The sequence below is a fragment of the Castellaniella hirudinis genome, from assembly GCF_042651965.1.
Classification (GTDB): Bacteria; Pseudomonadota; Gammaproteobacteria; order Burkholderiales; family Burkholderiaceae_B; genus Castellaniella; species Castellaniella hirudinis.
In genome coordinates, this window is sequence record NZ_JBHSDY010000004.1 from 67,308 (window position 1) to 94,014 (window position 26,707).

At 66.7% G+C, this 26,707-nt stretch carries 27 protein-coding genes, 1 tRNA gene and 1 pseudogene; 17 read left to right on the forward strand and 12 right to left on the reverse strand.

Going from position 1 to position 26,707, the window contains the following annotated elements:
- Nucleotides 1–141: 141 nt before the first annotated feature.
- The 9 genes from ACFO0J_RS07380 to rpsT all read left to right on the forward strand — a co-directional run bounded on the left by ACFO0J_RS07380 (nt 142) and on the right by rpsT (nt 6,721).
- Entirely contained in the window at nt 142–750 is a 609-nt protein-coding gene (locus tag ACFO0J_RS07380) for a MotA/TolQ/ExbB proton channel family protein (protein ID WP_376812425.1), read from the forward strand.
- Nucleotides 747–1,160 (forward strand): ExbD/TolR family protein, encoded by a 414-nt coding sequence (locus ACFO0J_RS07385; RefSeq protein ID WP_376812426.1) that lies wholly within the window; start codon nt 747–749, stop codon nt 1,158–1,160. The genes ACFO0J_RS07380 and ACFO0J_RS07385 overlap by 4 nt, the downstream gene beginning before the upstream one ends.
- Before the next feature lie 28 nt (nt 1,161–1,188).
- A complete protein-coding gene (gene lpxK / locus ACFO0J_RS07390; protein ID WP_376812427.1) occupies nt 1,189–2,298 on the forward strand; it encodes a tetraacyldisaccharide 4'-kinase in 1,110 nt (369 codons plus the stop codon).
- Nucleotides 2,299–2,330: 32 nt separating this feature from the next.
- Entirely contained in the window at nt 2,331–2,510 is a 180-nt protein-coding gene (locus ACFO0J_RS07395; protein ID WP_376812428.1) for a Trm112 family protein, read from the forward strand.
- 32 nt (nt 2,511–2,542) lie between these two features.
- The gene (gene kdsB / locus ACFO0J_RS07400; RefSeq protein ID WP_376812429.1) at nt 2,543–3,325 is read left to right on the forward strand and encodes a 3-deoxy-manno-octulosonate cytidylyltransferase; all 783 of its coding nucleotides are present in this window, start codon (nt 2,543–2,545) and stop codon (nt 3,323–3,325) included.
- A gap of 72 nt (nt 3,326–3,397) precedes the next feature.
- Nucleotides 3,398–4,066: an adenylate kinase gene (gene adk, locus ACFO0J_RS07405; protein ID WP_376812430.1), complete on the forward strand. Its 669-nt coding sequence runs from the start codon at nt 3,398–3,400 to the stop codon at nt 4,064–4,066.
- Nucleotides 4,067–4,091: 25 nt separating this feature from the next.
- Nucleotides 4,092–4,850 carry an SDR family NAD(P)-dependent oxidoreductase gene (locus ACFO0J_RS07410; protein WP_376812431.1) on the forward strand — a complete coding sequence of 253 codons (759 nt, stop codon included), beginning with the start codon at nt 4,092–4,094 and terminating at the stop codon, nt 4,848–4,850.
- A gap of 5 nt (nt 4,851–4,855) precedes the next feature.
- Complete coding sequence (gene murJ / locus ACFO0J_RS07415) at nt 4,856–6,412, forward strand: murein biosynthesis integral membrane protein MurJ (RefSeq protein ID WP_376812432.1); 1,557 nt, start codon at nt 4,856–4,858, stop codon at nt 6,410–6,412.
- Nucleotides 6,413–6,457: 45 nt separating this feature from the next.
- Nucleotides 6,458–6,721, forward strand: coding sequence for a 30S ribosomal protein S20 (gene rpsT / locus ACFO0J_RS07420; protein WP_376812433.1), 264 nt, complete (start codon nt 6,458–6,460; stop codon nt 6,719–6,721).
- Between the two features lie 160 nt (nt 6,722–6,881).
- Here rpsT and argF read toward each other — a convergent pair whose 3' ends face one another.
- Entirely contained in the window at nt 6,882–7,823 is a 942-nt protein-coding gene (argF, locus tag ACFO0J_RS07425; RefSeq protein WP_376812434.1) for an ornithine carbamoyltransferase, read from the reverse strand.
- 189 nt (nt 7,824–8,012) lie between these two features.
- Between argF and ACFO0J_RS07430 the strand changes: the two genes are divergently transcribed.
- Nucleotides 8,013–8,315, forward strand: coding sequence for a DUF3579 domain-containing protein (locus ACFO0J_RS07430; protein WP_376812435.1), 303 nt, complete (start codon nt 8,013–8,015; stop codon nt 8,313–8,315).
- 74 nt (nt 8,316–8,389) lie between these two features.
- Here ACFO0J_RS07430 and argG read toward each other — a convergent pair whose 3' ends face one another.
- Both argG and ACFO0J_RS07440 read right to left on the reverse strand, forming a co-directional pair.
- Nucleotides 8,390–9,733 (reverse strand): argininosuccinate synthase, encoded by a 1,344-nt coding sequence (argG, locus tag ACFO0J_RS07435; RefSeq protein WP_376812436.1) that lies wholly within the window; start codon nt 9,731–9,733, stop codon nt 8,390–8,392.
- Between the two features lie 39 nt (nt 9,734–9,772).
- Complete coding sequence (locus ACFO0J_RS07440) at nt 9,773–10,945, reverse strand: alpha/beta hydrolase (RefSeq protein WP_376812437.1); 1,173 nt, start codon at nt 10,943–10,945, stop codon at nt 9,773–9,775.
- A 197-nt stretch (nt 10,946–11,142) separates the two neighbouring features.
- On the opposite strand from ACFO0J_RS07440, the gene ACFO0J_RS07445 reads away from it, so the two are divergent.
- Both ACFO0J_RS07445 and ACFO0J_RS07450 read left to right on the forward strand, forming a co-directional pair.
- The gene (locus ACFO0J_RS07445; RefSeq protein ID WP_376812438.1) at nt 11,143–11,730 is read left to right on the forward strand and encodes a peroxidase-related enzyme; all 588 of its coding nucleotides are present in this window, start codon (nt 11,143–11,145) and stop codon (nt 11,728–11,730) included.
- Between the two features lie 103 nt (nt 11,731–11,833).
- Nucleotides 11,834–11,909: transfer RNA gene (locus ACFO0J_RS07450), tRNA-Ala, on the forward strand.
- A 74-nt stretch (nt 11,910–11,983) separates the two neighbouring features.
- On the opposite strand, the gene ACFO0J_RS07455 is transcribed toward ACFO0J_RS07450, so the two are convergent.
- Both ACFO0J_RS07455 and ACFO0J_RS07460 read right to left on the reverse strand, forming a co-directional pair.
- Nucleotides 11,984–12,235 carry a hypothetical protein gene (locus tag ACFO0J_RS07455; RefSeq protein ID WP_376812439.1) on the reverse strand — a complete coding sequence of 84 codons (252 nt, stop codon included), beginning with the start codon at nt 12,233–12,235 and terminating at the stop codon, nt 11,984–11,986.
- Entirely contained in the window at nt 12,235–12,846 is a 612-nt protein-coding gene (locus tag ACFO0J_RS07460) for a LysE family translocator (RefSeq protein WP_376812586.1), read from the reverse strand. Before ACFO0J_RS07460 ends, ACFO0J_RS07455 begins: the two co-directional genes overlap by 1 nt.
- A 209-nt stretch (nt 12,847–13,055) precedes the next feature.
- On the opposite strand from ACFO0J_RS07460, the gene ACFO0J_RS07465 reads away from it, so the two are divergent.
- The 3 genes from ACFO0J_RS07465 (at nt 13,056) to ACFO0J_RS07475 (ending at nt 16,334) form a co-directional block, all read left to right on the forward strand.
- Nucleotides 13,056–14,516: an aminotransferase-like domain-containing protein gene (locus ACFO0J_RS07465; RefSeq protein WP_376812440.1), complete on the forward strand. Its 1,461-nt coding sequence runs from the start codon at nt 13,056–13,058 to the stop codon at nt 14,514–14,516.
- Nucleotides 14,517–14,598: 82 nt separating this feature from the next.
- Nucleotides 14,599–15,108 (forward strand): MarR family winged helix-turn-helix transcriptional regulator, encoded by a 510-nt coding sequence (locus tag ACFO0J_RS07470; RefSeq protein ID WP_376812441.1) that lies wholly within the window; start codon nt 14,599–14,601, stop codon nt 15,106–15,108.
- Nucleotides 15,105–16,334: an MFS transporter gene (locus ACFO0J_RS07475; protein ID WP_376812442.1), complete on the forward strand. Its 1,230-nt coding sequence runs from the start codon at nt 15,105–15,107 to the stop codon at nt 16,332–16,334. Before ACFO0J_RS07470 ends, ACFO0J_RS07475 begins: the two co-directional genes overlap by 4 nt.
- A gap of 9 nt (nt 16,335–16,343) precedes the next feature.
- Here ACFO0J_RS07475 and ACFO0J_RS07480 read toward each other — a convergent pair whose 3' ends face one another.
- Nucleotides 16,344–17,666, reverse strand: coding sequence for an HD-GYP domain-containing protein (locus ACFO0J_RS07480; protein WP_376812443.1), 1,323 nt, complete (start codon nt 17,664–17,666; stop codon nt 16,344–16,346).
- 552 nt (nt 17,667–18,218) lie between these two features.
- On the opposite strand from ACFO0J_RS07480, the pseudogene ACFO0J_RS07485 reads away from it, so the two are divergent.
- Together ACFO0J_RS07485 and ACFO0J_RS07490 are read left to right on the forward strand one after the other, a co-directional pair.
- Nucleotides 18,219–20,024, forward strand: a pseudogene (locus ACFO0J_RS07485) (methyl-accepting chemotaxis protein); the annotation flags it as partial.
- A 266-nt stretch (nt 20,025–20,290) separates the two neighbouring features.
- Complete coding sequence (locus tag ACFO0J_RS07490; RefSeq protein WP_376812445.1) at nt 20,291–21,334, forward strand: PIG-L family deacetylase; 1,044 nt, start codon at nt 20,291–20,293, stop codon at nt 21,332–21,334.
- On the opposite strand, the gene trmD is transcribed toward ACFO0J_RS07490, so the two are convergent.
- From trmD to ACFO0J_RS07520, 6 genes are all read right to left on the reverse strand, one after another.
- Nucleotides 21,331–22,140, reverse strand: coding sequence for a tRNA (guanosine(37)-N1)-methyltransferase TrmD (gene trmD / locus ACFO0J_RS07495; RefSeq protein WP_376812446.1), 810 nt, complete (start codon nt 22,138–22,140; stop codon nt 21,331–21,333). The genes ACFO0J_RS07490 and trmD overlap by 4 nt on opposite strands.
- Before the next feature lie 62 nt (nt 22,141–22,202).
- Complete coding sequence (rimM, locus tag ACFO0J_RS07500) at nt 22,203–22,826, reverse strand: ribosome maturation factor RimM (protein ID WP_376812447.1); 624 nt, start codon at nt 22,824–22,826, stop codon at nt 22,203–22,205.
- 22 nt (nt 22,827–22,848) lie between these two features.
- A complete protein-coding gene (gene rpsP, locus ACFO0J_RS07505; RefSeq protein WP_376812448.1) occupies nt 22,849–23,109 on the reverse strand; it encodes a 30S ribosomal protein S16 in 261 nt (86 codons plus the stop codon).
- Nucleotides 23,110–23,262: 153 nt separating this feature from the next.
- Entirely contained in the window at nt 23,263–23,508 is a 246-nt protein-coding gene (locus ACFO0J_RS07510; protein ID WP_376812449.1) for a sulfurtransferase TusA family protein, read from the reverse strand.
- Between the two features lie 36 nt (nt 23,509–23,544).
- Nucleotides 23,545–26,172, reverse strand: a complete 2,628-nt coding sequence (gene alaS / locus ACFO0J_RS07515; RefSeq protein ID WP_376812450.1) for an alanine--tRNA ligase — start codon at nt 26,170–26,172, stop codon at nt 23,545–23,547.
- A gap of 49 nt (nt 26,173–26,221) precedes the next feature.
- A complete protein-coding gene (locus tag ACFO0J_RS07520) occupies nt 26,222–26,632 on the reverse strand; it encodes a hemerythrin domain-containing protein (protein WP_376812451.1) in 411 nt (136 codons plus the stop codon).
- Nucleotides 26,633–26,707 lie beyond the last annotated feature (75 nt).

Sequence of the window (26,707 nt, forward strand, 5' to 3'; positions counted from 1 at the left end):
CACGCTCAGGCTATAAAAAGGCCCCCACGCTGCGCCTTCGGCTTGCTGCCCCCCGAGGGGGCGCTTTTTACCTTGGGACGGCCCGGCGGTAAAATGCCTGTTTACGCCGACTCCCGGCCCCGCACACTAAGGATCAGGACTGTGCTGGACATCATTCACGCGGCCGGCTGGCCGATCTGGCTGCTCGTCGCCACCTCGGTCATCACGCTGGCAATCATCATAGAACGATTCGTGGCCCTGCGCGCCCGCCAGGTCATGCCCGCCGGCCTGCCCGAACAGGTGCTCGAACTGGTGCGCCGCCAGCAGGACGAGCCCGACGCCGTGCTGCGCCTGGCGCGCGGCAGCCCCATGGGCCGCATCCTGGCCGAGATCGCCGCCCATCGCCATCAGGACGACGCCTGGAGACTGGCCGCCGTCGAAGCCGTCGGCCGCGACGTCTCCTGGCGCCTGAACCGCTACCTGCCCGCCCTGGCGACGATTTCCGTCATCGCGCCGCTGCTGGGCCTGTTCGGCACCGTGGTCGGCATGATCGAGATCTTCGGCGCCTACGATCCGGCCGGCGGCGACCCGGCCCAACTGGCCCGGGGCATTTCCATCGCCCTCTACAACACCGGCTTCGGTATCCTGATCGCCATCCCCGCGCTGGCCTTTCACCGCTATTTCCGCTCCCGCGTCGAATATTTCCTGCACACCATGGAACGCGAAGCCGAAACCCTGAACCGCCTGATCAGCCGGCGCGCCGCCCCATGAACTTCCACCGCCGCCGCGCCCACGACGAGCCCGAGATCAACCTGATCCCGCTGATCGACGTGCTGCTGGTGATCCTGATTTTCCTGGCGGCCTCGACCTCCTTCACGCGCCAGCGTCAGTTGCAGGTCGCCCTGCCCCAGGCCCAGGCCGAGGCGCCGGACGCCTCGCCGTTTCTGGAGCTGGCCATCAGCCGCGACGGCCTGTACGCGCTGGACGGCCATTTCGTCGACGCAGCGGACGACGCCGCCCTGGCCGACGCCCTGCGCCAGGCAGCGGGGGCCAAGCCCGACCTCGCCCTGCGCATCGACGCCGACGGCCAGGCCACGCACGCCTCCGTCGTCCGCGCCCTGGAAGCCGCCCGCCTCGCACACATCGGCAAGGTCCATTTCCTGACCCAGGCGCGGCCATGAGTACGCCGGGCCACCCCAAGAGAGCCCCGTGAGCCGCCGGCTCGAAGACCTCCTGCTGGCCATCTGGAGCCGGCGCGGCGCGGCCAGCACCCTGCTGCTGCCTCTGGCCTGGCTCTACGGCCGGCTGTCGGCGCGGCGCCTGCGCGCCCAGGCCCGGACCGCCTGGAAGGCCCCGGTACCGGTTCTGGTCGTGGGCAACATCCTGGTCGGCGGTACCGGCAAGACTCCGGTCACGATCGCCCTCTGCCAGGCGCTGCAGGCACGCGGCTGGCATCCCGGCATTGTCAGCCGCGGCTATGGCGCCGCCGTGGGACCGGAACCCCGCCTGAGCGACACCGGCGGCGACGCCGCCCGCCTGGGCGACGAACCGGCGCTGATCCACGCCGCGACCGGGGCGCCGGTCGCCGTGCATCCCAAACGCGCCCAGGCGGCGGCGGCGCTGCTGGCCGCCCATCCCGAGGTGGACGTGCTGGTCGCCGACGACGGCCTGCAGCACACGGCGCTGGCCCGCGACCTGGAACTCATCGTCCAGGACGGCCGCGGCGCGGGCAACGGCCGCCTGCTGCCGGCCGGCCCGCTGCGCGAGCCGCCCGCCCGTCTGGCGCAGGCCGACTGGCTCATCACCCATCTGGCGGCTGACGAGCCGGAGCCGCCGCCCGCCTCCGGGATCCACACGGGCTCGGGCACAGATACGCACACGCCCACAGGACACGCGCCACGCAGCGTACTGATGCGCCTGGAACCCGAAGGCGTCACCCACCTGGCCAGCAGCCGCGACCTGCCCTGGGCAGACTGGCGGGCCGAACACGGCACGGCCCCCTGCAGCGCGGCAGCGGGCATCGGCCGACCCGAACGCTTCTTCGCCATGCTGCGCGCCGCCGGCGTCGTCCTGTCGCGCACCCTGCGCGTTCCCGACCACCAGGCGATCCCGGCGGACGCGCTGCGGGACCTGCCGCCCGGCCCGATCCTGATCACTCCGAAAGACGCCGTGAAATGCGTCCCGCCGCACGATCCCCGTCTGTGGGCCGTGCGGGCGGCCCCGGGATTCTCCGACGCCGGCTGGCTGGACGAGATCGACCAGTCGCTGCGGACCGCCGCACGAGCCCGCACAAGCGCGGCGGCAGGCATTACACTCTAGGCTTCCCTTTCGTTCCGGATCTACGCCCGCCCATGGAAACCCGCCTGCTGCAGATTCTCGTCTGCCCCGTCTGCAAGAGCGCGCTGCGCCACGACCGCGAACGCCAGGAACTGGTCTGCGCTGCCGACCGCCTGGCCTTTCCCATCCGGGACGGCGTCCCCATCATGCTGCCGGCCGAAGCCCGCTCGCTGGACGTGGCGCCGGCGGAATAACCGCGCCGAGCCGCCCCCAACACGAAGACCGCATGAACTTCACCGTCGTCATCCCGGCGCGCGCCGCGTCCACCCGCCTGCCCGGCAAGCCGCTGCTGGATCTGGGCGGCCTGCCGATGGTGGTGCGCACTGCGCGCCAGGCCGCCCGCTCGAACGCCGGCCGGATCCTGATCGCCACCGACCACGCCGACATCGCCCGCGCGGCGGCCGAGCACGGCATCGAAGCCCTGATGACGCAAGCCGACCACCCCACCGGCACCGACCGCCTGGCCGAGGTCGCCACCACGCTGGGCCTGGGCGACGACGCCATCGTGGTCAACGTCCAGGGCGACGAACCGCTGATCGAACCCGGCTTGATCGATGCCGTGGCCGCCCTGCTGGCACAGCACCCCGACGCGGCCATCGCCACCTGTGCGGCGCCGATCCTCGACGCCGAGACCCTGTTCGACCCGAATGCAGTCAAGGTCGTCTGCGGCGCCGACGCCCGCGCCCTGTATTTTTCCCGCGCCCCCATCCCCTGGGCCCGCGATGCGCTGGCCGATGGCCGGCAGCGCCTGGCTCCCGGGCTGCCGGCCTGGCTGCACATCGGCCTGTACGCCTACCGCGCCGGGTTCCTGAGGCAATTCCCGACACTGCCCCCGGGCCGGCTCGAACGTGTCGAGGCCCTGGAGCAACTGCGCGCGCTGGAACAAGGCTTTCCCATTCTGGTCCACACCGCCGACGCCGTCCCGGCGCGCGGGGTGGACACCCCTGAAGACCTGGCCCGGGTGCGCGCCTTGTTCGACAGCGGAGGCTCCCCGCCCACGGCGGCCTGAATCCATGCAGGACTTGCTGCATTGCGGCATAATCGGAAAAATTTGAAAAAGACTGACTGATCGGAGGACATCATGCGTTTGATTCTGCTCGGCCCCCCCGGGGCGGGAAAAGGCACCCAGGCGGCCTACATCACCGAAACCTTCGGCATCCCGCAGATTTCGACCGGTGACATGCTGCGCGCAGCAGTCAAGGCGCAGACCCCGCTGGGCCTGGAAGCCAAGAAGATCATGGACAGCGGCGGCCTGGTCTCCGACGACATCATCATCGGTCTGGTCCGCGACCGCCTGCAGCAGCCCGACTGCAAGTCCGGCTATCTGTTCGACGGTTTCCCGCGCACCATTCCCCAGGCCGACGCGCTGAAACACGCCCACGTGGCGCTGGACTACGTGATCGAGATCGCCGTCCCCGAGGAAAACATCATCGAGCGCATGAGCGGCCGGCGTGTGCACGTGGCCAGCGGCCGCACCTATCACCTCAAGTTCAACCCGCCCAAGCGCGAGGGCCTGGACGACGAGACCGGCGAACCCCTGATCCAGCGCGACGATGACCGCGAGGACACCGTGCGCCACCGCCTGTCGGTCTACCGCGACCAGACCCGCCCGCTGGTGGACTACTACTCCGGCTGGGCCGCGACCGGCGCGACCGAAGCGCCCCGCTACGCCCAGATCTCGGGCGTGGGCTCGGTCGACGAGATCCGCAACCGCATCCTCGACATCCTGCGCGCGCACCACGCCGCCTGATCCGCCGCCGGAACCGGACATCGCCATGGATATTCGCAATCAAGTCATCCTCATCACCGGCGGCGCCTCGGGTCTGGGCGCCGGCACGGCCCGCGCCCTGGCCGCCCGGGGCGCCCGCGTGGTCCTGGCCGATGTTCAGGACGAAACCGGCCAGGCCCTGGCCGCCGAACTCGGCCAGACCTACATCCATTGCGACGTCACTGCCGAAGCCGACGCCCAGGCGGCCGTCGATGCCGCCACGGCGCAGGGCACGCTGCGCGGCTTGGTCAATTGCGCCGGCATCGCGCCCGCTGCGCGCATCGTCGGCAAAAACGGCCCGCACGAACTGTCCCTGTTCCGCCGCGTGATCGACATCAACCTGATCGGCACCTTCAATATGGCCCGGCTGGCGGCCCAGGCCATGTCGGCCAACGAACCGCAGGCCACCGGCGAGCGCGGCGTGCTCGTCAACACCGCCTCGGTCGCCGCCTACGACGGCCAGATCGGCCAGGCCGCTTACGCCGCCTCCAAGGCCGGCATCGTCGGCATGACCTTGTCGATCGCGCGCGACCTGTCGCGCCTGGGCATCCGCTGCATGACGATTGCCCCGGGCATTTTCGGCACGCCCATGCTGTTCGGCATGCCCCAGGAAGTCCAGGATTCCCTGGCCGCCAGCGTGCCCTTCCCTTCGCGCCTGGGCCGCCCCGAGGACTACGCCAGGCTGGTGCTCTCGATCTTCGAGAACGACATGCTCAACGGCGAAACGATCCGCCTGGACGGCGCCATCCGCATGGCGCCTAAATAAAAAAATTGAGCCTCCTCCGCTCAGCCGCGACGATCAGCGGCCTGACTCTGTTTTCCCGTGTCACCGGCATGCTGCGCGATGTGCTCATCGCGTCGATGTACGGCGCGGGGCCGTTGACGGACGCGTTCTGGGTGGCTTTCCGAATCCCCAATCTGCTGCGCCGCCTGTTCGCCGAGGGCGCTTTTTCCCAGGCCTTCGTCCCCATCCTGGGTGAAGTCCGCCAGCGCGGCGACCATGAAACCCTGCGACGCCTGCTGGACCGGGTGGCCCTGCTGTTGTTCGTCGCCCTGTGCGGCGTCACGCTCGTCGGCATGCTGGGAGCGACCTGGGTCGTCACCGCCATGGCCAGCGGCATGCGCAACGCGGCCCGCGCCCATGAATTCGGCGAGGCCGTGTGGATGACCCGGCTGATGTTCCCCTACATCATCTGCATGTCGCTGGTGGCCTTTGCCTCGGGCGTGCTCAATACCTTCAGCCGCTTCGCCGTCCCGGCGTTCACCCCGGTCCTGCTGAACCTGTCGATGATCGGCGCCAGCCTGCTGCTGGCCGACCGGATGGCCGAACCCATCCACGCCCTGGCGGCCGGCGTCATGATCGGCGGGGTGCTGCAATTGGCCGTGCAGTGGGTCGCACTGGGGCGCCTGGGCCTGCTGCCGCGCTGGGGCCAGGGCCTGCGGGCGGCCTGGGGGGATCCCACGGTGCGCCGCATCCTGCGGCAGATGCTGCCGGCCACCCTGGGGGTGTCGGTCGCGCAATTGTCCCTGCTGATCAATACCAATATCGCCACCTGGCTCGCGCCGGGCAGCGTCACCTGGCTGTCCTTCGCCGACCGGCTGATGGAATTCCCCACCGCCCTGCTGGGCGTCGCCCTGGGCACGGTGCTGCTGCCCAGCCTGTCGGCGGCCCACGCGCGCCAGGACCACGCCGCCTACAACGCCCTGCTGGACTGGGGGCTGCGCCTGGTGCTGCTGCTGGGCCTGCCGGCCGCCCTGGGCATGGCCCTGCTGTCCGACGGGCTGGTCGCCGTCCTGTTCAACTATGGCGCCTTTTCCCCCGCCGACGTGGCCCAGACCCGGCTGGCCGTGATGGCCTACGCCGTCGGCCTGCTCGGCCTGCTGGCGATCAAGATTCTGGCGCCCGGGTTCTACGCCAAGCAGGACATCCGCACCCCGGTGCGCATCGCCATCGCCGTGCTGGTGTTCACCCAGTTGCTGAACCTGGTCCTGGTGCCCTGGCTGGCCCATGCGGGCCTGGCCCTGTCCATCGGCCTGGGCGCCAGCGCCAACGCCCTGACCCTGGTGATCCTGCTGCGCCGCCGGGGACTGTACGCCCCGCTGCCCGGCTGGCCCCGCTTCTGCCTGCGCCTGCTGCCCGCCCTGGCGGCCCTGGCCGCCGTGCTGCTGGCCGCCGACCGTCACCTGGACTGGATCGCCCTGGGCGCCCATCCGGGCCTCCGCGCCGCCTGGCTGACGGCCGTGCTGGCCCTGGCCGTGCTGGCCTATTTCAGCGCCTTGTTTTTATTCGGTTTTCGTCCGAGAGACTTTACACGTCGGCGTGCATAGGCTAGAATCGCTGTCTTTGACGCAACCCCGCATACAAATACTTTTATGGCTAATTCCGCTCAAGCTCGCAAGCGCGCCCGCCAGGCTGTCGCTCATAACAAACACAACGCCAGCATGCGTTCGATGCTGCGTACCGCCATCAAGCGCGTGCGCCAGGCCATCGAAGCGGGCGACCAGACCGCCGCCAACGACGTCTTCCGCAAGGCCAGCGCTGTCATCGACCGCGTGGCTGACAAGCAGATCATCCACAAGAACAAGGCCGCTCGCCACAAGAGCCGCCTGTCGGCCGCGATCAAGGCCCTGGCCTGATCCAAGCCCCGGGGCTTGCGCCAGAAAAAAGGACGCTGCGGCGTCCTTTTTGTTTTGGATAAAGCGGGCTTTTAATTGGGATGGATGAGCTTGTCAGACAAGGCGCAAACCGCAGCGATAGCCCAGCTATCGCGAGGATTTGCAACGCAGTATGGCGAGCTCAGGCGCCTAATCTTCCCAATAACAGGAACTCCATCAGGGCCTTCTGCACATGCAGGCGGTTTTCCGCCTCGTCCCAGACGACGCTCTGCGGCCCATCGATGACCTCGCCGGTGACTTCTTCGCCCCGGTGCGCCGGCAGGCAGTGCATGAACACGGCGTCGGCATTGGCGGCCGCCATCATGCGGGCGTCTACACACCAGTCGGCAAAGGCCAGGCGGCGGGCTTCGTTTTCGGCCTCGTAGCCCATGCTGGTCCAGACGTCCGTCGTGACCAGATCAGCGCCCTTGCAGGCCTCGATCGGGTCATCGAATTCGCGCAGGATGGAAGCGGGCTGGCTGCCCACCCGCAGCGGGTCCAGGCGGTAGCCGGCCGGCGCCGACACGTGCAGCGTGAAGCCCAGCAGTTCGGCCGCCTGCAGCCAGGTGTAGGACATATTGTTGGCATCACCGATCCAGGCGACCGTCTTGCCCCGGATCGAGCCGCGATGCTCGATGAAGGTCAGGACGTCGGCCAGGATCTGGCAGGGATGGTATTCGTTGGTCAGGCCGTTGATGACCGGCACCCGGGAATGAGCAGCAAAGCGCTCGATGCGCGTTTGCTCAAAGGTGCGGATCATCACCAGGTCGACCATGCGGGAAATCACGCGGGCAGTGTCCTCAATGGGTTCGGAACGGCCCAGCTGAGAGCCTTCGGTGGTCAGATAGATGACCGCACCGCCCAACTGGTACATGCCGGCCTCGAACGACACCCGGGTGCGGGTACTGGCCTTTTCGAACACCATGGCCAGGTTGCGGTCATGCAGGGTGTGGTGCGGCAGGTAGCGCTTGAACTTGTCTTTGATGAGGCGCGCCCGGTCGATGACGTAGAGGATCTCGTCCTCGGAAAAATCACGCAACTGCAGAAAGTGACGCAAAGGCCCGGTCGGATTGGCGGCAGACATGTCAAACCCTGAGTAAAACGAACATCTTACCGTGTGCCCGAAACACGTGCAAAGCTTTGCCCCCCTCGATCGGATACAATGCGCGGCGAAGGGGATGTCACCCGTCCTTGATTTCGTACGCCATCCGGCCCGCGATACCCGCGAGCCCATGGCCCCTCAGGACGTGCGTCCCATCTTTGGAACCACCACATGAGCGACCCTGTCCAGCACCTGATCATCCACGGCAAGACCCTGGAGGGCCAGCGGTTTCGACCCAGCGACTGGGCCGAGCGCCTGGCGGGGGTCCTGTCTCAGTTCCGGCCGGCCGGCTCCGTCGCCAGCCCCCTGTCCTACTCCCCCTACGCCATGCCGCGCACCCTGGACGGCCTGCCCTGCGTGATGATCGACCATCGACTGCGTCAGCTCGAACCCCTGGCCTGGAAATTCGCCTGCGACTTCGCCGACAGCAATCATCTGCAGACCACCGATACCGCTGAATGCGCCGACAAATGAAATAGGGCTCCCAAAGGGAGCCCTATCACTCACGCACGGCCCCGGCGGGACGCCCGGAAGCGTCCCCGCCCGGATCATTTCACCGGCGCATCCTGCTTCAGTTGCGGAATGTCCGACTGGCTGGTCTTGGTCAGCAGGCCCGTCTGGGTGTAGGTGAACAGCTTGGCGCGCGTGTCCACGATATCCAGATTGCGCATCGTCAACTGGCCGATGCGGTCCAGCGGCGAGAACACGGACTCGCCCTTTTCCATCGTCAGGCGGTCGGGGTGATAAGTCAGGTTGGGCGAGCGCGTGTCCAGGATGGAATAATCATTGCCCCGGCGCAGTTCCAGCGCGACCTCGCCGGTGATGGCGCGCGCCACCCAGCGCTGGGCGGTCTCGCGCAGCATGATGGCCTGGGGATCGAACCAGCGGCCCTGGTACAGCAGGCGGCCCAGGCGCAGGCCGTTGATGCGGTACTGCTCGATCGTGTCTTCGTTGTGGATCCCGGTCACCAGGCGCTCGTAGGCGGCGTGCAGCAGCGCCATGCCCGGGGCCTCGTAGATGCCGCGGCTCTTGGCCTCGATGATGCGGTTCTCGATCTGGTCGCTCATGCCCAGGCCATGGCGCCCGCCGATGCGGTTGGCCTCCAGCATCAGTTCGACCGGATCGGCGTATTCCACCCCGTTCAGGGCCACCGGCTGCCCCTGCTCGAAGCGCACCGTGACCTCTTCGGCCTTGACCTCGACGTCGGGCTTCCAGAACGCCACGCCCATGATGGGCTGGACGATGCGGATACCCGAATTCAGGTGTTCCAGGTCCTTGGCCTCGTGCGTGGCGCCCAGCATGTTGGAGTCCGTGGAATACGCCTTTTCCGCCGACATCTTGTAATCGAAGCCGTTTTCCTGCATGTACTGGGACATTTCGGCGCGGCCGCCCAGTTCATCGATGAACTGCTGGTCCAGCCAGGGCTTGTAGATCTTCAGGTCCGGATTGGTCAGCAGGCCGTAGCGGTAGAAGCGCTCGATGTCATTGCCCTTGAACGTGCTGCCGTCGCCCCAGATGTGGACGTCGTCTTCGCGCATGGCCGACACCAGCATCGTGCCCGTGACCGCGCGGCCGATGGGCGTGGTGTTGAAGTACGTCACCCCGCCGGTGGAAATGTGGAAGGCATTGCATTGCAGGGCGGCGATGCCCTCGGCCACCAGTTGCGCGCGGCAGTCGACCAGGCGCGCACCCTGGGCGCCGTAGCGCAGGGCCTTGCGGGGGATTTCATCGTAATCCGGCTCGTCAGGCTGCCCCAGATTCGCCGTATAGGAGTACGGCAGCGCGCCCTTGTTCTTCATCCACAGCAGCGCAGCGCTGGTATCCAGCCCGCCCGAAAAGGCGATGCCGACCTTCTGCCCGGTCGGCAGGTTTTCAAGAATGGTTGTGCTCATGGGGATCCGGATAAGCCTGAGATTGAAATCAACTTGCCATTATATCGTTTGCAGCGTCTCGTCCAGCCAATCCATCGCCACCGCCGCCGACAGGGACAGATTGCCCACCTGACAATGCGCATCCGCGCCCTCTTGTGCGGTGAACAGCCGCGGCGTGCAGCGCCCGCCGACCGCGTCCTGGAACACCTGCCACTGCCGCAGGGGCTCGGCCCCCTCTCCGTCGCCCACCAGCGCCAGCGACGGGCAGCGGATGGCAGCCAGCTCATCCGCGCTCAGCCGGAAGTCCAGGATGCGGCGATAGGTCCGGCTGAAGGTCGGCCGGCCGAAACGCAGCATCAGATTGCGCGACATCGCGCGCGTCTGGGCGTTCATCACGGTATCGGGGATGTGCGCCAGATCCGCCACGCTGAAATCATCCGACTCGGGCAGCGTCGCCGGATCGAGCCCGATGAAGGAAGTCATGTAAGCGTGCAGGTCGGTGATCGGCGAATTGGGCACCAGCGCCCGGATCCGCGGTTCGTGCGCCGCGATGCGGGACGCGAAATACCCGCCGAAGCTGATGCCCATCAGGGCCAGGCGGCGCGGGTCCATCCCCGGCTGCGCGAGCGCATAGTCCACCGCCTGCCGGCCGACCCGCTCGAATTCGGGCGCGAAATGGCTGGCCTCGTTGAAGCGCCAGGTGTCCATCTGGCCCGGGCCGGTGAACAACAGCAGATCGTAGCCGCGTTCGAGCGCCGGCCGACCGTAGGCCAGATAGGATTCTTCGAGCGTGCCGTCGAATCCGCTGACGATCATCAGCATGCGGTCGCCGGCGCTGCGCGCGCGACGGACGTGATAGGCGGGCAGGCGCAGGCCCTCGTGAGAGAACCAGAGCTCCACGCAGGTCGCCTCGTCCCACTGCATCGCCCCCAGAAAGGCCTGACGACTGGCCAGGCCGTACTCCAGGTGGCGCGGATCGTCCACCGGACAGTAGTATTCGGCCGCGCGATAGCTGTTGCAGGCCACCAGATATTGATCCCTGGCGCTGATTGCATGCCCCTTGTCCGCCCGCATCGCGGCATCCTCGGATTGACGCCGGCCCGCCTCGGCGAAGGTTTCGATCCACGAGGCCGGATCGGCATCGCGGATCCGCGCGGCCGCCGCCAGGCATTCGCCGACCGAGGCGCCCCCGTATCGCACCGAACCCAGATGGCGCATGAGTTGATGGTCCATCTCCGGGTCGTGAAAACCCTGCACCCGCGTATGCCCGCGCTCCAACGCTGCACCCATTGCGCCTCCCCGGCCGTACCGGCCTGTCGATCATGATCGAATCCATCCCCTGCCAGCATAAGCCGCGCAGCGGTGACACGGCTATGCTACGGTGAACGGACCGGGATTTCTCTTCCCGCCGCGCCACCGACAGGACCGCCATGACGAAACTCCCCATCAGCCGCTACCCCGTCCCCGACCTGAACGCCCTGCCCCAGGATATCCGCGACCGTATCCTGGCCGTCCAGGAAAAGGCCGGCTTCATCCCCAATGTATTCCTGGCCCTGGCCCATCGCCCGGCCGAGTTCCGCGCCTTCTTTGCCTACCACGACGCCCTGATGGACAAGGACAGCGGCCTGACACCGGCTGAACGAGAAATGATCGTGGTGGCAACCTCCGGCGCCAATCATTGCCTGTACTGCGTGGTCGCTCACGGCGCCGTCCTACGCATCCGCGCCCGCAACCCTCTGGTCGCCGACCAGGTCGCCATCAACCATCGCAAAGCCGACCTCAGCCCCCGCGAAATGGCCATGCTGGATTTCGCCCTGAAAGTCTCGCAGGACGCCCAGGGCGTCGGCGAATCCGACCATCAGGCTCTCCACCCCCACGGCTTCAGCGACGAAGACATCTGGGACATCGCCGCCATCGCCGCCTTCTTCGGCCTGAGCAACCGGATGGCGAACTTCATTTCCATGCGTCCCAACGACGAGTTCTACCTGATGGGCCGGCTGCCCAAGGGCTCGCACTAGACAGCGCATCGGATGGGCGCCGCCGGCATCGCCGACGGCTGTCCGCCCTCGATTCCCACACGCCCCTCTCCGGGATTTTTCTGTGCTAGAATTCACGTCTTTCGGGGACGTAGCTCAGCTGGGAGAGCGTCGCGTTCGCAATGCGAAGGTCGGGAGTTCGATCCTCCTCGTCTCCACCAAGATTCGCGCGGTACACCGCACAAAAAGGCCACCTTTCAGGTGGCCTTTTTGCATCCGGCGGACACGCCGCCGTTCACCAGCAACCACTCTCCCGCACACGCCGCCCCCCGCTACGAACCAGGCGCCGGCCGCTGTCATCCAAAAACTCAGGCAGGATGCCCATCCGCTGCCGCTCGGCGACGAACCAATCGCGCGGCAGGCCCATGTCTTCGAGCAGGTAGTCATCCAGTTCCAGCAGATGCCGCATCTCCCGGCGGCTGCCGAACCGGCAGCGGAAGCACTGCAGCACGATCGATAAGCGGTCGATCACGACATGCGCATTCATCAGACCGGCCTCAGCATCGGATACAGGGAAGCCAACAGCAGAACCGCCATGATCCGGTTGAATCCGCGCTGCCACGCCGGATCGGCCAGCCAGCGGCGGATCAGGCTGCCGCAGCCGACCCAGAGGCTGATGCACGGCAGATTGATGGCGGCGTACAGCACCGAGATCACCAGCACGCTCGTCAGATAGCTCTGCTGCGGCATATAGGTGCTGACGGCGGCCACGGCCATGGTCCAGGCCTTCGGATTGACCCACTGGAAGGCGGCCGCGCCGAAGAAACCCAGCGGCTCGGCGGCGCTGCGATGATCCTCGTCACGTGCGGCGGGCGCCGATCGGGCGATTCTCCAGGCAAGGTAGACCAGGTAGACCGCCCCCAGGTAGCGCAGCCCGTCATACAGACCGGGGAAAGCCTTGAACAAGGCGCCGAACCCCAGGCCGATCAACAGCACCATCAGGAAAAAACCGCCCGTCACGCCCAGCATGTGCGGCAGCGACCGGCGAAATCCGAAGGTCACGCCGGACGCCAGCAGCATGGTGTTGTTCGGCCCCGGCGTGATGGAGGTGATCAGGGCGTATGCCGAGAAGGCAAGCAGCAGGTCAGTCGAAAGCATCATGTTCCGTTCTATGGTCATCGGGCCCCCATGGGCCGTCGGGATCATCTTCACGGATCACGCATCTGTATTGAATACACAGTCACCACCCGTTTTTTCAATACATGCGGGATAATGAATCCGCTGAATTGCCAAAAATTCTTGAATCTGTCTCTTTTTCCTATGAGAATTCAGCCCTACAGTCACAGGCGACCCACACAGACCACGCCATGAGCCGCTATCTCAATCTCGCCGATACCCTGGGCCGCCGCATTGAACAGGGCCTGTACGCCGCCGGCAGCCGTCTGCCTTCCGTGCGGGACCTGAGCGCCGAATACGGCGTCAGCCTGACGACCGTCCAGCAGGCCTACCGCTGGCTGGAAATGTCCGGCCTGCTCGAGGCGCGTCCCCGCTCGGGCTGGTACGTGCCGATGACCCGCTCGGCGTCCGCGCTGCCCAGGATGGGCAAACCCACGCTGCGGCCGATCGACGTGTCGGAGTGGGGGCAGATCCAGGACCTGCTCGATCTGGAGCGCGAGGAACAACCGGTACAACTGGGCCGGGGCATGCCGGACGTGGAAAGCCCCAGCCTGAGGCCTTTGCAGGCCGCGCTGGCCCGTGAGGGACGCCATGCCGGCATCGCCAGCCTGCACTACAGCGACATGCAAGGGGTGCCCGCCCTGCGCGAACAACTGTCCCGACTGGCCCTGGACGCGGGCTACCAGGCCGCGCCCGACTCGCTGATCGTCACCTCCGGCTGCCAGGAAGCCCTGTCGTGCGCGGTGCGGGCCCTATGCGCGCCAGGCGACATCGTGGCCATCGCATCTCCCAGCTATCACGGCATGATGCAGATCCTGAAGGAAACCGACGTCCAGGCTTTCGAGATCCCGTCGGACCCCGTCCAGGGCATCAGCCTGGAGGCCCTGGAACTCGCGCTGGACCGCTGGCCCGTCAAGGCCATTCTGGTGATCCCCAATGCCAGCAACCCGCTCGGCTACACCATGCCGGAACACCGCAAACGCGGCCTGATCCGCCTGGCCCAACGCTTTGACGTGCCCATCATCGAAGACGACATCTACGGCGACCTGGTCTATGGCTGGCCCAGGCCCCATGCCTTGAAGGCGCTCGACGAGGACGGCCGCGTCCTGTTGTGCAGTTCGTTTTCCAAGACCCTGGCGCCCGGACTGCGGGTAGGCTGGATCGCGCCGGGGCGCTATTTCGACAAGGTGCTGCGCATGAAGTACACCGGCTCGGGCCCCACCGCCCCCCTGCCGCAGATCGCCGTCGCCGAGTTCCTGCAAAAAGGCCATTACCCGGCGCACCTGCGCCGGATGCGGCGCCAGTACCAGCGCCAGCGCGACGTCATGACCGAATGGGTGCGGCGCGCCTTTCCCGAGGGCACCCGCATCAGCCACCCGCAAGGCGGCTTCACCCTGTGGATCGAACTGCCGGAATCGTTCGACACGCACGCGCTCGACCCCATGTTGCGGAAAAACGGCATCCTCATCGCACACGGCGATATTTTTTCGGCGGCCGGCAAATACCGGAACTGCATGCGCCTGAGCCACGCCGCAGTCTTCACGCCCCGCACGGAATGGGCGATCCGCGCGATGGGCGCGGCGATCGGCGAGCTCCTCGACGCCCCCCTCTCCGGGCCGAGGCACGCCGAGACACAAACCTCCGCAAGCTGACCGCCCTCTTTTCAGGGGCGGCTTTTTCTTTTACTATTTACATAGATAGCCTATGTAATTAATCTCCAAGGAATCCACCGCCATGCCGGATCAGGCACCGCCCCCCGTCGGAGGGGCCGAGCTGCTGGACCGTATTGCCCGGCTCAACCGCTGGGTGACACACCACACGGCCTGGACGCTGCCGCTGGCGCAGGCCCGGGTCCTGGCGCAGATCGACGAGCTGGGCACGGCCCGCATCGGCGATCTGGCGCGGATCGAACGCTGCAGCCAACCCACCATGACCGCCCAGGTGCATCGCCTGCAGGCACAAGGCCTGGTCGGCCGGGTGACGGACCCGGACGACGCCCGGGCCGCCCGCCTGTCCCTGACGGATCAGGGCCGGCGCGCGCTGGCCGACATGCGCCGGGCGCGCGCCGGCGTCTTTAACTCCCTGGTCGAACAATTGGACGCAGCGGACCGCGCGCGGCTGCCCGACGCCCTGCTGGCCTTGTCGGCGCTGCTCGACGCCGCCTATCGCCAGGCCACCGGCCACCGGTCCGCCACATCGGCCTCCATCGAACCCGTCATCACCGAGAAACCTCACACACCATGAAATTGCTGCAACAACCCAAAGCCGTGCTGGCGGTGGCCTTCGCCTGCGTCATCGCCTTCATGGGCATCGGGCTGGTCGATCCGATCCTGAAACCCATTGCCGACTCTCTGGGGGCCACGCCTTCGCAAACCTCGCTGCTGTTCACCAGCTACATGGCCATCATGGGCCTGGCGATGCTGATCACCAGCGTCGTGTCCAGCCGCCTGGGCGTCAAGCCGACCCTGCTGCTCGGGCTGGTGATCATCATTGCGGGCGCCGGGCTGGCCGGCCTGTCCGATTCGATCGGCGCCATCGTCGGCTACCGCGCCATCTGGGGACTGGGCAACGCCTTGTTCGTCGCCACCGCGCTCACGGCCATCGTCAGCGCCTCGTCGGGCTCGGTGCGCGATGCCATCATCTTCTATGAAGCCGCGCTGGGCGTCGGCATCGCGGCCGGCCCGCTGATCGGCGGCGTGCTGGGCTCGATCTCGTGGCGCGGGCCGTTCTTCGGGGTGTCCGTACTGATGGCGATCGCGTTCCTGGTGACCTTGTGCCTGCTGCCCAGTGCGCACGCCCGGCCCAAGCCCAGTTCGCTGCGCGATCCGTTCCGGGCGCTGAAGCACCCGGGCCTGCTCGGGGTGGCCCTGACCGCCCTGTGCTACAACTTCGGCTTCTTCACCCTGCTCGCCTACACGCCGTTTCCGCTGAACATGACGGCCCATCAGGTCGGGCTGATCTTCTTTGGTTGGGGCGCCATGCTGGCGTTCGCCTCGGTGATCCTGGCGCCCCGGCTGCAGGGCATCCTCGGCACGATCCCCGCGATCCTGTTCGCGCTCACCGGTTTTGCCCTGATCCTGGCCATCATGGCGATCTGGACCGAATACAAGCCGGTCCTGGTCGCCGGCGTGGTTCTGGCCGGCCTGTTCCTCGGGATCAACAACACGCTGGTGACCGAAACCGTGATGAAGGCCGCCCCGGTCGAACGGGGCGTGGCCTCCGCGGCCTACAGCTTCGTGCGTTTCGGCGGCGGCGCAGTCGCGCCCTGGCTGGCGGGCTACCTGGGCGAGACGATCAACGATCACGTTCCCTTCTGGGTCGGGTCCGCCGCCGTGCTGCTGGGCGTCCTGGTGCTGGCGGCCAGCCGGCGGCACCTGCGCCACATCGACGAATCACAAGTGCTGCCCACAACGATGGCGCCGGACCCATCCGTCACGCCCGAACCGGCCCGGGCTGTCGCGCAAACCTGACCCCCCACGCTACGACATCGCCGTGCCCCCCAGCCAGTAAGCCTCCAGTCCGCCCAGATTCCAGTCGGAAGGATCCTCCGGCCCCACGATCCGGTCGTCGCAATCCGGGTCGCCCAGGTTCAGGCGCTCGTTCGGGCAGGCGCTGCCGGCGTCCACACTGCGCACGACTTCGACGTGCGGTGCCAGCAGGGAATGATCGCCCGGCGCCACCACGACGCCCAGGCGCCGGGATTGCAGACGCACCAGGGAGCCCAGCGGATAAATACCCACCGTCTTGACGAAAGCCTCGAATACCTGGCGATCGAAATGCCCTTCCCAGCTTGCCATGCGGCGCATGGTTTCAGCCGGCTCCCAGGCCGGCTTGTAAGCACGCAGGGAGGTCACGGCGTCATAAACGTCGCACACGGCCCCCATGCGGGCCAGCAGCGGAATCGCCTGACCGCTCAGCCGGCAGGGATAACCGGAGCCATCGTACTTTTCATGATGATGCAGGGCGATCGACTGGATCATTTCGTCTGCGCCGCCCAGGCGCAACATTTCCGCGCCGGCAGACGGGTGCCGTTTGACCAGATCAAACTCCGCCTCCGTCAACCGACCGGGCTTGTTCAGGATATCCAGCGGGATGGCGGCCTTGCCCAGATCGTGCATCAACCCGCCCACGCCGGCCTGGCGGGTCCGGACGGGGTCCAGCCCCAGTTGGCTGGACAACGACGTCATCAAGGCGCAGACGGCCACTGAGTGCAGATAGGTGTAGTTGTCGCGCGTCTTGAGACGGGCGGCGCTGATCAGGGCATGAGGGTGGCGGCGGATGGAATCGGAAATTTCCTGCACCAGCGGCAATGCGGCCTCGGGGTGGATCGCCCGCCCCATGCGAGCTTCCTCGAACAGGCCCATCACCTCATCACTCGCGCTCATGCACAGTCGACGAGCCTGCCGGATTTCTTCCTCCAGAGTCACACCCACGACTTCCTCGGGTTTCACATCAGCCGGCAGCCGGTGCGCAGGCTGCAGCGTTTCGACCGTCCCCGGGAGCACAGTCCCCGGCCGATCGTCCGAACCGGCCTGGCGGTCCGAACCCACGGCATCCGCCTGTACGGCCGCGGCTGCCTGCGTTGCCAGACCCATGTCCCGGGCCGCGAGTCCCGGCGCCAACCCTTTGGCGGTGTCGATCCAGACCAGCCGGATGCCGGCCTTCCGGATCGCCTCTAGATCCTGGTGCCGCTCCAACAGGAAGCTGCCACGCCAGAAAGGGTGATCGAACCAGCCGCTCTCCAGCTTGTGGACATACATTCCGAGCCGCAGTTTGGATATACCGATACGCTTGATCGACATTGTTCACGCATGGAAATCCCGGCCGATCGACATCGATCCAACCAGGGGGGCGGCTTTATTGTTCTCGATCCTCCCGAACAAGTCCATTGGCGACGCCTCCGATCCGGGCGGTCCAGGCGGCCGGTCTGTGGTGCCAAAGACTCAAGTCATGCCTTTCCCCCGCTAAAAACATTGATCTAGGTTAAGAACCACCCAATCTCCCAGGCTTTCCGGCCGGATAGAAACTTTTCCCGCAGGCTCAATTTTAAAATTGTTGCAGAACCCCTGGTCCAGCGGTTCCCAACCATTGAGCCATCGTCGGCCCCCTATCCAGGGTGCCGTACCGACCGGAACGCCCACATGAAACAAAGCCCCCTCGACACCGCCCTGAACCGGCTCCGCCTCTGGCAAAAATTCGCCGTGCTGGCGCTTTTCGGCGTGATACTGGTCGCCGCGCCCTTCATCCTGTACGTGCTGGAATCCGGCAAGACGATCGACGCCACCCGGCTCGAACTGCGTGGCCTGCAGCCCATGCACCAGATGATGAAGACCCTGCAACTGACGCAACAGCATCGCGGCCTGTCCATGATGACGTTGAACGGCGACGCCTCCGCCGACGCCCGGCGTGCGTCCCTGCAGACCGAGATCGACCATGCCTTCGAAACCCTGGACGCGGACCTGCGCCGGGACGTCCACGATCCGGCCGTGCTCGGCGTCTGGCAAGAGACGCAACAAGCCTGGAAAGCGCTGGCAGAACCCGTATCCCGGAAGTCGATCAAGCCCGCCGACAGCTTTCAGGCCCACGTCGGTCTGATCACCCAGTTGCTGCGGACCAAATCCCTGCTGCTGCAGTATTACGGCTTGAGCTTCGACCCGCAGGCCCAGGGCTATTATCTGATCGACACGGCGCTGAACCAGGTGCCCATGCTGACCGAAATGTTCGGCCAGGCCCGCGCAATAGGCTCGGGCCTGCTGACGAGCCGCGAGGCCTCCGACGCCGAACGTCTGCGGATCACGGTGCTGATCAACCGCGCCGAAGAGCACTACATCAGCCTGAACGACGCACTGGAAAGCGCCGCCCGACAATTCCCCGAACTGGGCGCCCGCCTGGCCGAACCCGGCCGGACGGCGCTCCAGGAAGCCCGCCAGGCCATCGAACTGGCCCAGAAAGAAATCCTCCAGACTCAAACCCTGCAGTTCCCGGCCGCCGATTTCTTCACTCACTACACGCGGACCATCGACGCCCAGTACGCGCTCGACCAGGTCGCCCTGGGCCAACTGGAATCCGTGCTGAACGAGCGCGCCGACGCACTGTCCCGCACCCGTCTGCTGCTCAGCGGCGGCATCGTACTGCTCAGCCTGCTGGCGGCGCTGGCCAATTACCTGATCACCCGGGCGCTGCTGCGCCAACTGGGCGGCGAACCGGCCTATGCCACGGCTCTCCTGAACCGGATTGCCACCGGCGACCTGGCCGTGCCCATTGAACTGAAGCCCCAGGATCGCGTCAGTCTGTTGTTCGCCCTGCGGGACATGCGCGATCACCTGTCTGACATCGTCAGCCAGGTCCGCAACGGCGCCGACTCCATCGCCTCGGCCTCGAGCCAGATCACGGCCGGCAACCTGGACCTGTCCTCACGCACGGAGCAACAGGCCAGTTCCCTGGCCGAAACCGCCGCCACGATGGAGCAGATCACCGCCACCGTACGCCAGAACGCCGACAACGCCCAGCAGGCCAACTCCCTGGCCGAGTCGGCGGGGCGCACCGCCACCGAAGGCGGCGCCATCGTCGCCGAACTGGTCACCACCATGAGCGAAATCGACTCTCGGGGGCAGCAAGTCGCCGACATCATCGGAGTCATCGACAGCATTGCCTTCCAGACCAACATCCTGGCCCTGAACGCGGCGGTCGAAGCCGCCCGAGCCGGCGAGCAAGGCCGCGGCTTCGCCGTGGTCGCCTCCGAAGTTCGCGCGCTGGCGCAACGGTCGGCCGGTGCGGCCAAGGAAATCAAGACCCTGATCGACACCTCGGTGGAATCCACCACCCGGGGCAGCGAGCAGGCCGCCCGGGCGGGCGCCACCATGCAGGAGATCGTCGAGGGCATCCACCGCGTCACCGACATCATGGGCGAAATCAGCGCGGCCAGCCGCGAACAGACCACCGGCATCGAGGAAATCAATGCCGCCGTCACCCAGATGGACGACGCCACCCGCCAGAACGCCAGCCTGGTCGAAGAATCGGCCGCCGCGGCCACCAGCCTGCAGGAACAGGCCGATACCCTGGTCGATCTGGTGGCGTTCTTCCACCTCAATCCCCAGGACCCGGCAGATATACGGCCACCCGCAGCTGCGCCTCGCGCGTTGAACGCCCCCGTCCGGCAGCCACGCTTGTTGGCCACCCGCACTTGAATTTAAAGCGCGCTCGCCGCGCCTCGACCACACCCGCCGCCCGTGTGTCGAACTTGCGACACACGGGCGGTTCCGCATGTCCTCCGCCCGACAGAAGCCTTAACTTTCTCGTGACGTCCTTGTAAAATTTCTTGTCCAGAATCGAAAGCGAAAACTGGAATCGCAAACCCGTACCGATCCACCCCCTTGCCCCCGGTGCTGGCACCCCTGGCCTCCCCCAGTCTCACGGCTCCGCCACCATGCCCTCCCCCCTTCCAGCGACCGGCTCCCCGCGAGACCGCACCGACGGCCGCCAGTTCCTGCTCACACTGATCCTGTCGGTTCTGGCCCTGGTTCCGGCCTGTCCGCCCACTGCCCGGGCCGCCCTGCAGACCACGACCGAACAGGCTGCGCCGAAAGCCACCGTCCAGGCCGGGACGCCGGCCCCGGCAGACTGTACGAGCGGCAAGGTGCTGAGCTTCGTCGCCCACCCCGACGACGATCTGCTGTTCATGAATCCCGATCAGGACGACGCGATCCGCCAGGGCCGCTGCGTCCACACGGTCTACCTCACCGCCGGCGACCGGGGCGAAGGCATGGCCTACACCCTGGCGCGCGAGCGCGGCATCATGGCCGCCTATGCCGACATGGCCGGCGCCGCCGACGCCTGGAACACCGACGGCCTGGTGGTCGGCCGGCACACCCTGGTGCGCCACACCCTGCGCGCCAATCCGCGCATCCAGCTCATCATGCTGCGCCTGCCCGATCCCTGGCTGGGCCCCGGCTGGGGCAGCCTGACGCCCCTGAGCCGCGTGGAATCCGTGCCCCGCGCCCGTGTGCGCTCCTACGCCCCCTACCCGGATACCTACACGCGCGGCGAACTGATTCATCTGCTGGCCGACCTGATCCGCCAGGAGGCCCCCCAGGACGTCCGCCTGATGGACCCTTCGATCACCATTCCCTATCGTGCGCTCTGCTGGCGCTGCGCCGGACACGACCATCCCGACCACATCGCCGGCGCCCGGCTGGTCGAGGCCGCCATGGCGATCGCCCCGGGTTCGTATACCCGCACGGCCTATCTCAACTATCCCAGTCAGGAACTGCAGGCCAATCTGGACGCCGCCCAGACGACCCGCAAGTCGGAAATCTACCTGCGCTATGCGAAAGACGACCCCAGATCCTGCCCGCCCGGCACAGCGTGTTCGGCCCCCACGGGGCCTGAGGCTGCCTGGGTCGGCCGGCAATACTATGTCCGCCCGGCCGAACCGCCGCTGCAGGCCCGGGCGCCCCGGTCCCAACCCTAGCCGGAGCCCTGACCGGCATCCGGTTTCGCGGTCGACCGGTTGATCTGGTTCAGCGCGCGCTCATCACGCGCATCCAGATCCCCCGCCGTACGCGCCCGGTGTATCAGGTCAGGCCGGCGCGCCGCCGTCAGTGACAAGGATTGGTCCCGCCGCCAGACGGCGATGCGCGCATGATGGCCGGACAGCAAGGGCTCGGGCACGGCGTCGCCGCGCCAGACTTCGGGACGTGTGTAGTGCGGGCTGTCCAGCAGGCCGCTCAGGGCGGGATTGAAGGAATCCTGCACGGCGGACTCCGCATCATGCAGCACGCCCGGCAACAGCCGTACCACGCTGTCCACCAAGACCATGGCGCCCAGTTCGCCGCCCGACAGCACGAAATCCCCCAGCGAGATCTCCTCGTCCACATAGTGGTCGATGAAACGCTGGTCGATGCCTTCGTAGCGGCCGCAGATCAGGATGGCGCCGGTTCGTTCCGCCCAGTGCTGAGCGCGCGCCTGGTCGTGCGTCCGACCGGCCGGCGACAGCAGCACGACGGGGGCCGGCGCATCCGGGGCGTCCACCCCCGCTTGCAGGCGGGCCGCGCGAGCCGCCTCGACCGCCAGGGCCAGCGGTTCGGCCAACATCACCATACCCGGACCGCCGCCATAGGGGCGGTCGTCCACCGTGCGATGGACGTCGGTCGTGAAATCACGCGGATTCCAGGTTTCCAGCGACCAGATCCCGCGCGCATGCGCGCGGCCGCTGACGCCCTGATCGCGCACCGCGGCAAACATCTCGGGAAACAGCGTGATCAGGTCAAACCGCATAAAACGATCCGTGGGAACGAAAAGACGAGGCGCAGCCGGGCGGGTGCGCCCGGCGGCCGGACTCAGAAATCGGCAGGCCAGTCGCTGTCGATGCGGCGGGCTTGCAGATCGACGTGCTGCACGTGCGCGGCCACGAAGGGCACCAGCACATGACGCAGCCGGCCGCGCGCATCGGCAAGCGGCTGGAAGACGCCTGCGTCATCCGGCGCGCCCAGCGCCACCTGCAGCACGGCATGGGCGCCATTGTCCAGCACCTGATCGACACGCCCCAGCAGCCGGGGACCCTCGTCCCCCATGCCGTGGAAATCGCAGCCGATCAGGTCGATCCAGTAGTATTCGTCGTCGTCCGCCTTTGGAAACGACGCCCGGGGCACCCAGACGGTATAGCCCCGCAACGCTTCGGCCGCATCGCGGTCGGCAATGCCATCGGCCTGAGCCACCAGAAACTGGCCGCCCTGGCGGCGGCACGCACGGATATTCAGACCGCGCGGACGCGACAAAGCGCCCGTTCCCAGTGCGGGATCAGGCGCCTTGAGCCACCAGACCGGAGCGCCCAGCAGGGCATCCGCCTGGGGCGAATAAGGCTGGAGCTTCAGCCAGCCGCGCACCCCGTGGGCGGCGGCCACCCGGCCGACCTCGACCAGGTCGTCCGGCGGCACGGCATCCAGAAAGGCGGAATCGGCCATCGCCGGCACGACAAGGCTGCGATCAGGCAGCGGACGCGACCTTGGCGGAGTATTCCTTGACCAGGCGGGCCACCGTGTCGGACAGCTGGGCGCCGGAACCGACCCAGTGCTGGACGCGATCCAGGGACAGGCGCAGGCCTTCCTGACCTTCACCAGCGACGGGGTTGTAGAAACCCACGCGTTCGATGAAACGGCCATCGCGGCGATTACGCGAATCGGCAGCAACGACATTGTAGAAGGGACGCTTCTTCGAGCCGCCGCGGGCCAGACGAATCACAACCATGGATAATCCTTTGAAAATGCTGTGAAAAACACGAAATCTTAGCATTACACAGGCCGTGTCCGCAATGGATGCGGGTGAACGACCTGCGAATACCGTGAAAAGAATGCAGTGAAAAACAACACGCACACGGCGTGAGGACTTGCTCGAGGCGCCTTAACGGCGCTGGACGTAATGCACCTGAACCGCGTCGTCCCGCGCCTGCTGCGCCAGCAAGGGATTGCCGGTCTGCTGGCAGAACGCCTGGAAGTCCCGGCCCGCATGCGGATCGGTGGTCAGCACGGCCAGCACCTGGCCGCTTTCCAATTGGGCCAGGGCCTTCTTGGTGCGCAGGATCGGCAGGGGGCAATTCAGCCCCCGGGCGTCGATTTCCTGGTCCGCGTGCGGCAGTTCAGGCGTCATGCCGCCCCCCCCTGGGCGCAACCCGGCATGCATCCATCACGCTGCCGCATCCAGTCTGTCAGCCAGCCAGGCCTGCACGCCGGCCAGGGCGCCGTCCAGCGACGCGACATCGGAGCCGCCGCCCATGGCCATGTCCGGACGGCCGCCGCCCTTGCCGCCCACCTGGGCGGCGATGGCGCCCACCAGATCGCCGGCCTTGACCCGCGCCGTCAGTTCGGGACTGACGCCGGCCACCAGGCTGATCTTGTCATCCGCCACGGCGGCCAGCAGAATCACCGCGCCGGACAGCTTGGACTTCAGTTGATCGACCATGCCGCGCAGCGACTTGGGATCGACACCGTTCAATCGCGTCGCCAGCAGCTTGACCCCGGCGACGTCCACCGCCTGACCGGCCAGGTCGGACCCCGCAGCAGCCGCCAGCTTGTCCTGCAGGCGTTCGAGTTCGCGTTCGATCTGGCGCGTCTGCTGCTGCAGCGCCTGGATGCGCTCGGGGACTTCAGCCGCCTGGGTCTTGAGCAGCCCGGCCGCCTGATCCAGCGTGTCGCGGGTCTGTTGCACCCAGGCCAGGGCGCCGTGCCCGGTGATGGCTTCGACCCGGCGGATGCCGGCGGCCACGCCGCCTTCGGACACGATCTTGAACAGGCCGATATCGCCCGTGCGCGCCACGTGGGTGCCGCCGCACAGTTCGCGCGAGAAGCCGATGTCCAGCACCCGCACCACGTCGCCGTATTTTTCACCGAACAAGGCCATGGCGCCGCCGGCCACGGCTTCGTCGTAGCTGAGGTGCTGGGTGCGCACGGCCTGGTTGGCCAGGACTTCGTCGTTGACGATGGACTCGACCCGGGCGATCTGCTCGACCGTCATCGGCGCATCATGGGCGAAGTCGAAGCGGGTCTTGTCCGGGTCGACCAGGGAACCGCGCTGTTGCACGTGCTCGCCCAGGACCTGGCGCAGGGCCTTGTGCATCAGGTGAGTGGCCGAGTGATTGCGCATCGTATCGGCGCGGCGGCGGGCATCGACGTGCGTCGCCACTGTGTCGCCGACGGCCAGCACGCCCTGGCTCAGGACGCCGTGATGACCAAAGACATCGGCCTGGATTTTCTGGGTGTCGGCCACCTGGAACTGCGCCGAAGCGCCGGCCAGCACGCCGGTGTCACCCACCTGGCCGCCGGATTCGGCGTAGAACGGGGTCGCGTCCAGCACCACCACGGCCTGCTGGCCCTGCGCGATCGACGGCACCGACACGCCGTCCACGTACAGCGCCGTGACGGCGGCCCGGCCTTCCAGGTGCTCGTAGCCGTCGAAACGCGTCGCCACGCCGTCATAGCTGAGATCGGCCGCCGCCTTGAACTTGCCGGCCGCGCGCGCCTGTTCGCGCTGGTGCGCCATGGCCTGCTCAAAGCCGTCCAGATCGACGGGGATGTCGCGTTCGCGGCAGATGTCGGCCGTCAGATCGACCGGGAAACCGTAGGTGTCATACAGGGTGAACAGCGTCTGGCCGTCCAGCGCCTGGCCGGCCGGCAGGGCCGCCAGGGCGGATTCCAGGATGCGCATGCCGTTTTCCAGGGTTTCGCCGAAGCGTTCTTCTTCCTGGCGCAGCACCTGTTCGACCCGCGCCTGCTGGGCGGCGAGCTCGGGATAGGCCTCGCCCATCTGCGCGACCAGATCGGCCACCAGGAGGTGGAAGAACAGGCCCTTCTGGCCCAGCTTATGCCCGTGACGCAGCGCGCGCCGGATGATGCGGCGCAGCACGTAGCCGCGCCCTTCGTTGCCGGGGATCACGCCGTCGACCACCAGGAAGCTGCAGGCCCGGATGTGGTCGGCGATGACCTTCAGGGAATTGTCGGCCAGATCCGCACAACCCGTCTCGCGGGCGGCCGCGCGGATCAGGTGCTGGAACAGGTCGATCTCGTAATTGGAATGCACGTGCTGCAGCACGGCGGAGATGCGCTCCAGGCCCATGCCGGTGTCGACGCAGGGCTTGGGCAGGGGATGCATGGCGCCCTGGGCATCGCGCTCGAACTGCATGAACACCAGATTCCAGATCTCGATGTAGCGGTCGCCGTCTTCTTCGGGCGATCCCGGAGGGCCGCCCCAGATGTCCGCGCCGTGGTCATAGAAGATTTCGGAACAGGGGCCGCAGGGACCGGTGTCGGCCATCTGCCAGAAATTGTCCGAGGCGTAGGGCGCGCCCTTGTTGTCGCCGATGCGGATGATGCGTTCGCGCGGCACGCCGATTTCCTGCGCCCAGATGTCGTAGGCCTCGTCGTCATCCTGGTAGACGGTGACCCACAGCTTTTCCTTGGGCAGACCGTAGACCTCGGTCAGCAGGGTCCAGGCGTTGGTGATGGCGTCACGCTTGAAATAGTCGCCGAAGCTGAAATTGCCCAGCATCTCGAAAAACGTGTGATGCCGCGCGGTATAGCCGACGTTTTCCAGGTCATTGTGCTTGCCCCCGGCGCGCACGCAGCGCTGCGCGGTGGTCGCCCGGCGATAGGGCCGGCTGTCCTTGCCGGTGAAAACGTCCTTGAACTGGACCATGCCGGAGTTGGTGAACAGCAGCGTCGGGTCGTTGGCCGGAACGAGCGGCGAGGACGGCACGATCTGGTGTCCTTTGGACTCGAAAAAGGACAGGAATTTCTGACGGATCTCGGAGGTTTTCATTCGTTTGGCCGCAGGGGAAACTAGCCGGCCATTATATGCGTTTTGGTCCTTACAGCGCCTCGATCGCCGGATAGAACTCGCGGTTCTCGCGCAGCATGCGCGCATGCACGCTCTTCAGCACCGTATTGGCCTCGGCCCGGAAATCCTCCGGACTGCGGGTCAGCAGCGTCGCATTCCCCCAGCGGCGGGCGAAATTGATGAAGGCGCTGGCAATGCCCTGCATGTCGTTCTGGTAGGCCACGCTCATGCTCGCCATGCGCTCGTCGCCGCTTTTTTCCAGCGAGGGATACAGAATGCGATCCTCGATCGCCAGATGCTGGGTGACGACCTGGGCCAGCGCCTTCAGTTCGTGGGCGATGTCCACGGCGTGATCGGCAATCCCCTGGTGGGACAAGCGGCGCAGCAAACTGATGCCGCTGAGGATTTCGACGTGTTGATGTTTGAAGCGATCGATGTTCATGATGGGAGTCCCTCGCCATTGAAATTCGGCAGTCTGTGCCGTATAAGATATATATTAAATGAATCTTATAGGGAA

What these genes read in the sequence shown, in the direction of transcription:
- ACFO0J_RS07385 (WP_376812426.1), top strand. Translation starts at nt 747, where the DNA reads ATGAACTTCCACCGCCGCCGCGCCCACGACGAGCCCGAGATCAACCTG.
- ACFO0J_RS07395 (WP_376812428.1), top strand. Translation starts at nt 2,331, where the DNA reads ATGGAAACCCGCCTGCTGCAGATTCTCGTCTGCCCCGTCTGCAAGAGC.
- kdsB (WP_376812429.1), top strand. Translation starts at nt 2,543, where the DNA reads ATGAACTTCACCGTCGTCATCCCGGCGCGCGCCGCGTCCACCCGCCTG.
- adk (WP_376812430.1), top strand. Translation starts at nt 3,398, where the DNA reads ATGCGTTTGATTCTGCTCGGCCCCCCCGGGGCGGGAAAAGGCACCCAG.
- ACFO0J_RS07410 (WP_376812431.1), top strand. Translation starts at nt 4,092, where the DNA reads ATGGATATTCGCAATCAAGTCATCCTCATCACCGGCGGCGCCTCGGGT.
- rpsT (WP_376812433.1), top strand. Translation starts at nt 6,458, where the DNA reads ATGGCTAATTCCGCTCAAGCTCGCAAGCGCGCCCGCCAGGCTGTCGCT.
- argF (WP_376812434.1), bottom strand. Translation starts at nt 7,823, where the DNA reads ATGTCTGCCGCCAATCCGACCGGGCCTTTGCGTCACTTTCTGCAGTTG.
- ACFO0J_RS07430 (WP_376812435.1), top strand. Translation starts at nt 8,013, where the DNA reads ATGAGCGACCCTGTCCAGCACCTGATCATCCACGGCAAGACCCTGGAG.
- argG (WP_376812436.1), bottom strand. Translation starts at nt 9,733, where the DNA reads ATGAGCACAACCATTCTTGAAAACCTGCCGACCGGGCAGAAGGTCGGC.
- ACFO0J_RS07440 (WP_376812437.1), bottom strand. Translation starts at nt 10,945, where the DNA reads ATGGACCATCAACTCATGCGCCATCTGGGTTCGGTGCGATACGGGGGC.
- ACFO0J_RS07445 (WP_376812438.1), top strand. Translation starts at nt 11,143, where the DNA reads ATGACGAAACTCCCCATCAGCCGCTACCCCGTCCCCGACCTGAACGCC.
- ACFO0J_RS07455 (WP_376812439.1), bottom strand. Translation starts at nt 12,235, where the DNA reads ATGAATGCGCATGTCGTGATCGACCGCTTATCGATCGTGCTGCAGTGC.
- ACFO0J_RS07460 (WP_376812586.1), bottom strand. Translation starts at nt 12,846, where the DNA reads ATGCTTTCGACTGACCTGCTGCTTGCCTTCTCGGCATACGCCCTGATC.
- ACFO0J_RS07465 (WP_376812440.1), top strand. Translation starts at nt 13,056, where the DNA reads ATGAGCCGCTATCTCAATCTCGCCGATACCCTGGGCCGCCGCATTGAA.
- ACFO0J_RS07470 (WP_376812441.1), top strand. Translation starts at nt 14,599, where the DNA reads ATGCCGGATCAGGCACCGCCCCCCGTCGGAGGGGCCGAGCTGCTGGAC.
- ACFO0J_RS07475 (WP_376812442.1), top strand. Translation starts at nt 15,105, where the DNA reads ATGAAATTGCTGCAACAACCCAAAGCCGTGCTGGCGGTGGCCTTCGCC.
- ACFO0J_RS07480 (WP_376812443.1), bottom strand. Translation starts at nt 17,666, where the DNA reads ATGTCGATCAAGCGTATCGGTATATCCAAACTGCGGCTCGGAATGTAT.
- ACFO0J_RS07490 (WP_376812445.1), top strand. Translation starts at nt 20,291, where the DNA reads ATGCCCTCCCCCCTTCCAGCGACCGGCTCCCCGCGAGACCGCACCGAC.
- trmD (WP_376812446.1), bottom strand. Translation starts at nt 22,140, where the DNA reads ATGCGGTTTGACCTGATCACGCTGTTTCCCGAGATGTTTGCCGCGGTG.
- rimM (WP_376812447.1), bottom strand. Translation starts at nt 22,826, where the DNA reads ATGGCCGATTCCGCCTTTCTGGATGCCGTGCCGCCGGACGACCTGGTC.
- rpsP (WP_376812448.1), bottom strand. Translation starts at nt 23,109, where the DNA reads ATGGTTGTGATTCGTCTGGCCCGCGGCGGCTCGAAGAAGCGTCCCTTC.
- ACFO0J_RS07510 (WP_376812449.1), bottom strand. Translation starts at nt 23,508, where the DNA reads ATGACGCCTGAACTGCCGCACGCGGACCAGGAAATCGACGCCCGGGGG.
- alaS (WP_376812450.1), bottom strand. Translation starts at nt 26,172, where the DNA reads ATGAAAACCTCCGAGATCCGTCAGAAATTCCTGTCCTTTTTCGAGTCC.
- ACFO0J_RS07520 (WP_376812451.1), bottom strand. Translation starts at nt 26,632, where the DNA reads ATGAACATCGATCGCTTCAAACATCAACACGTCGAAATCCTCAGCGGC.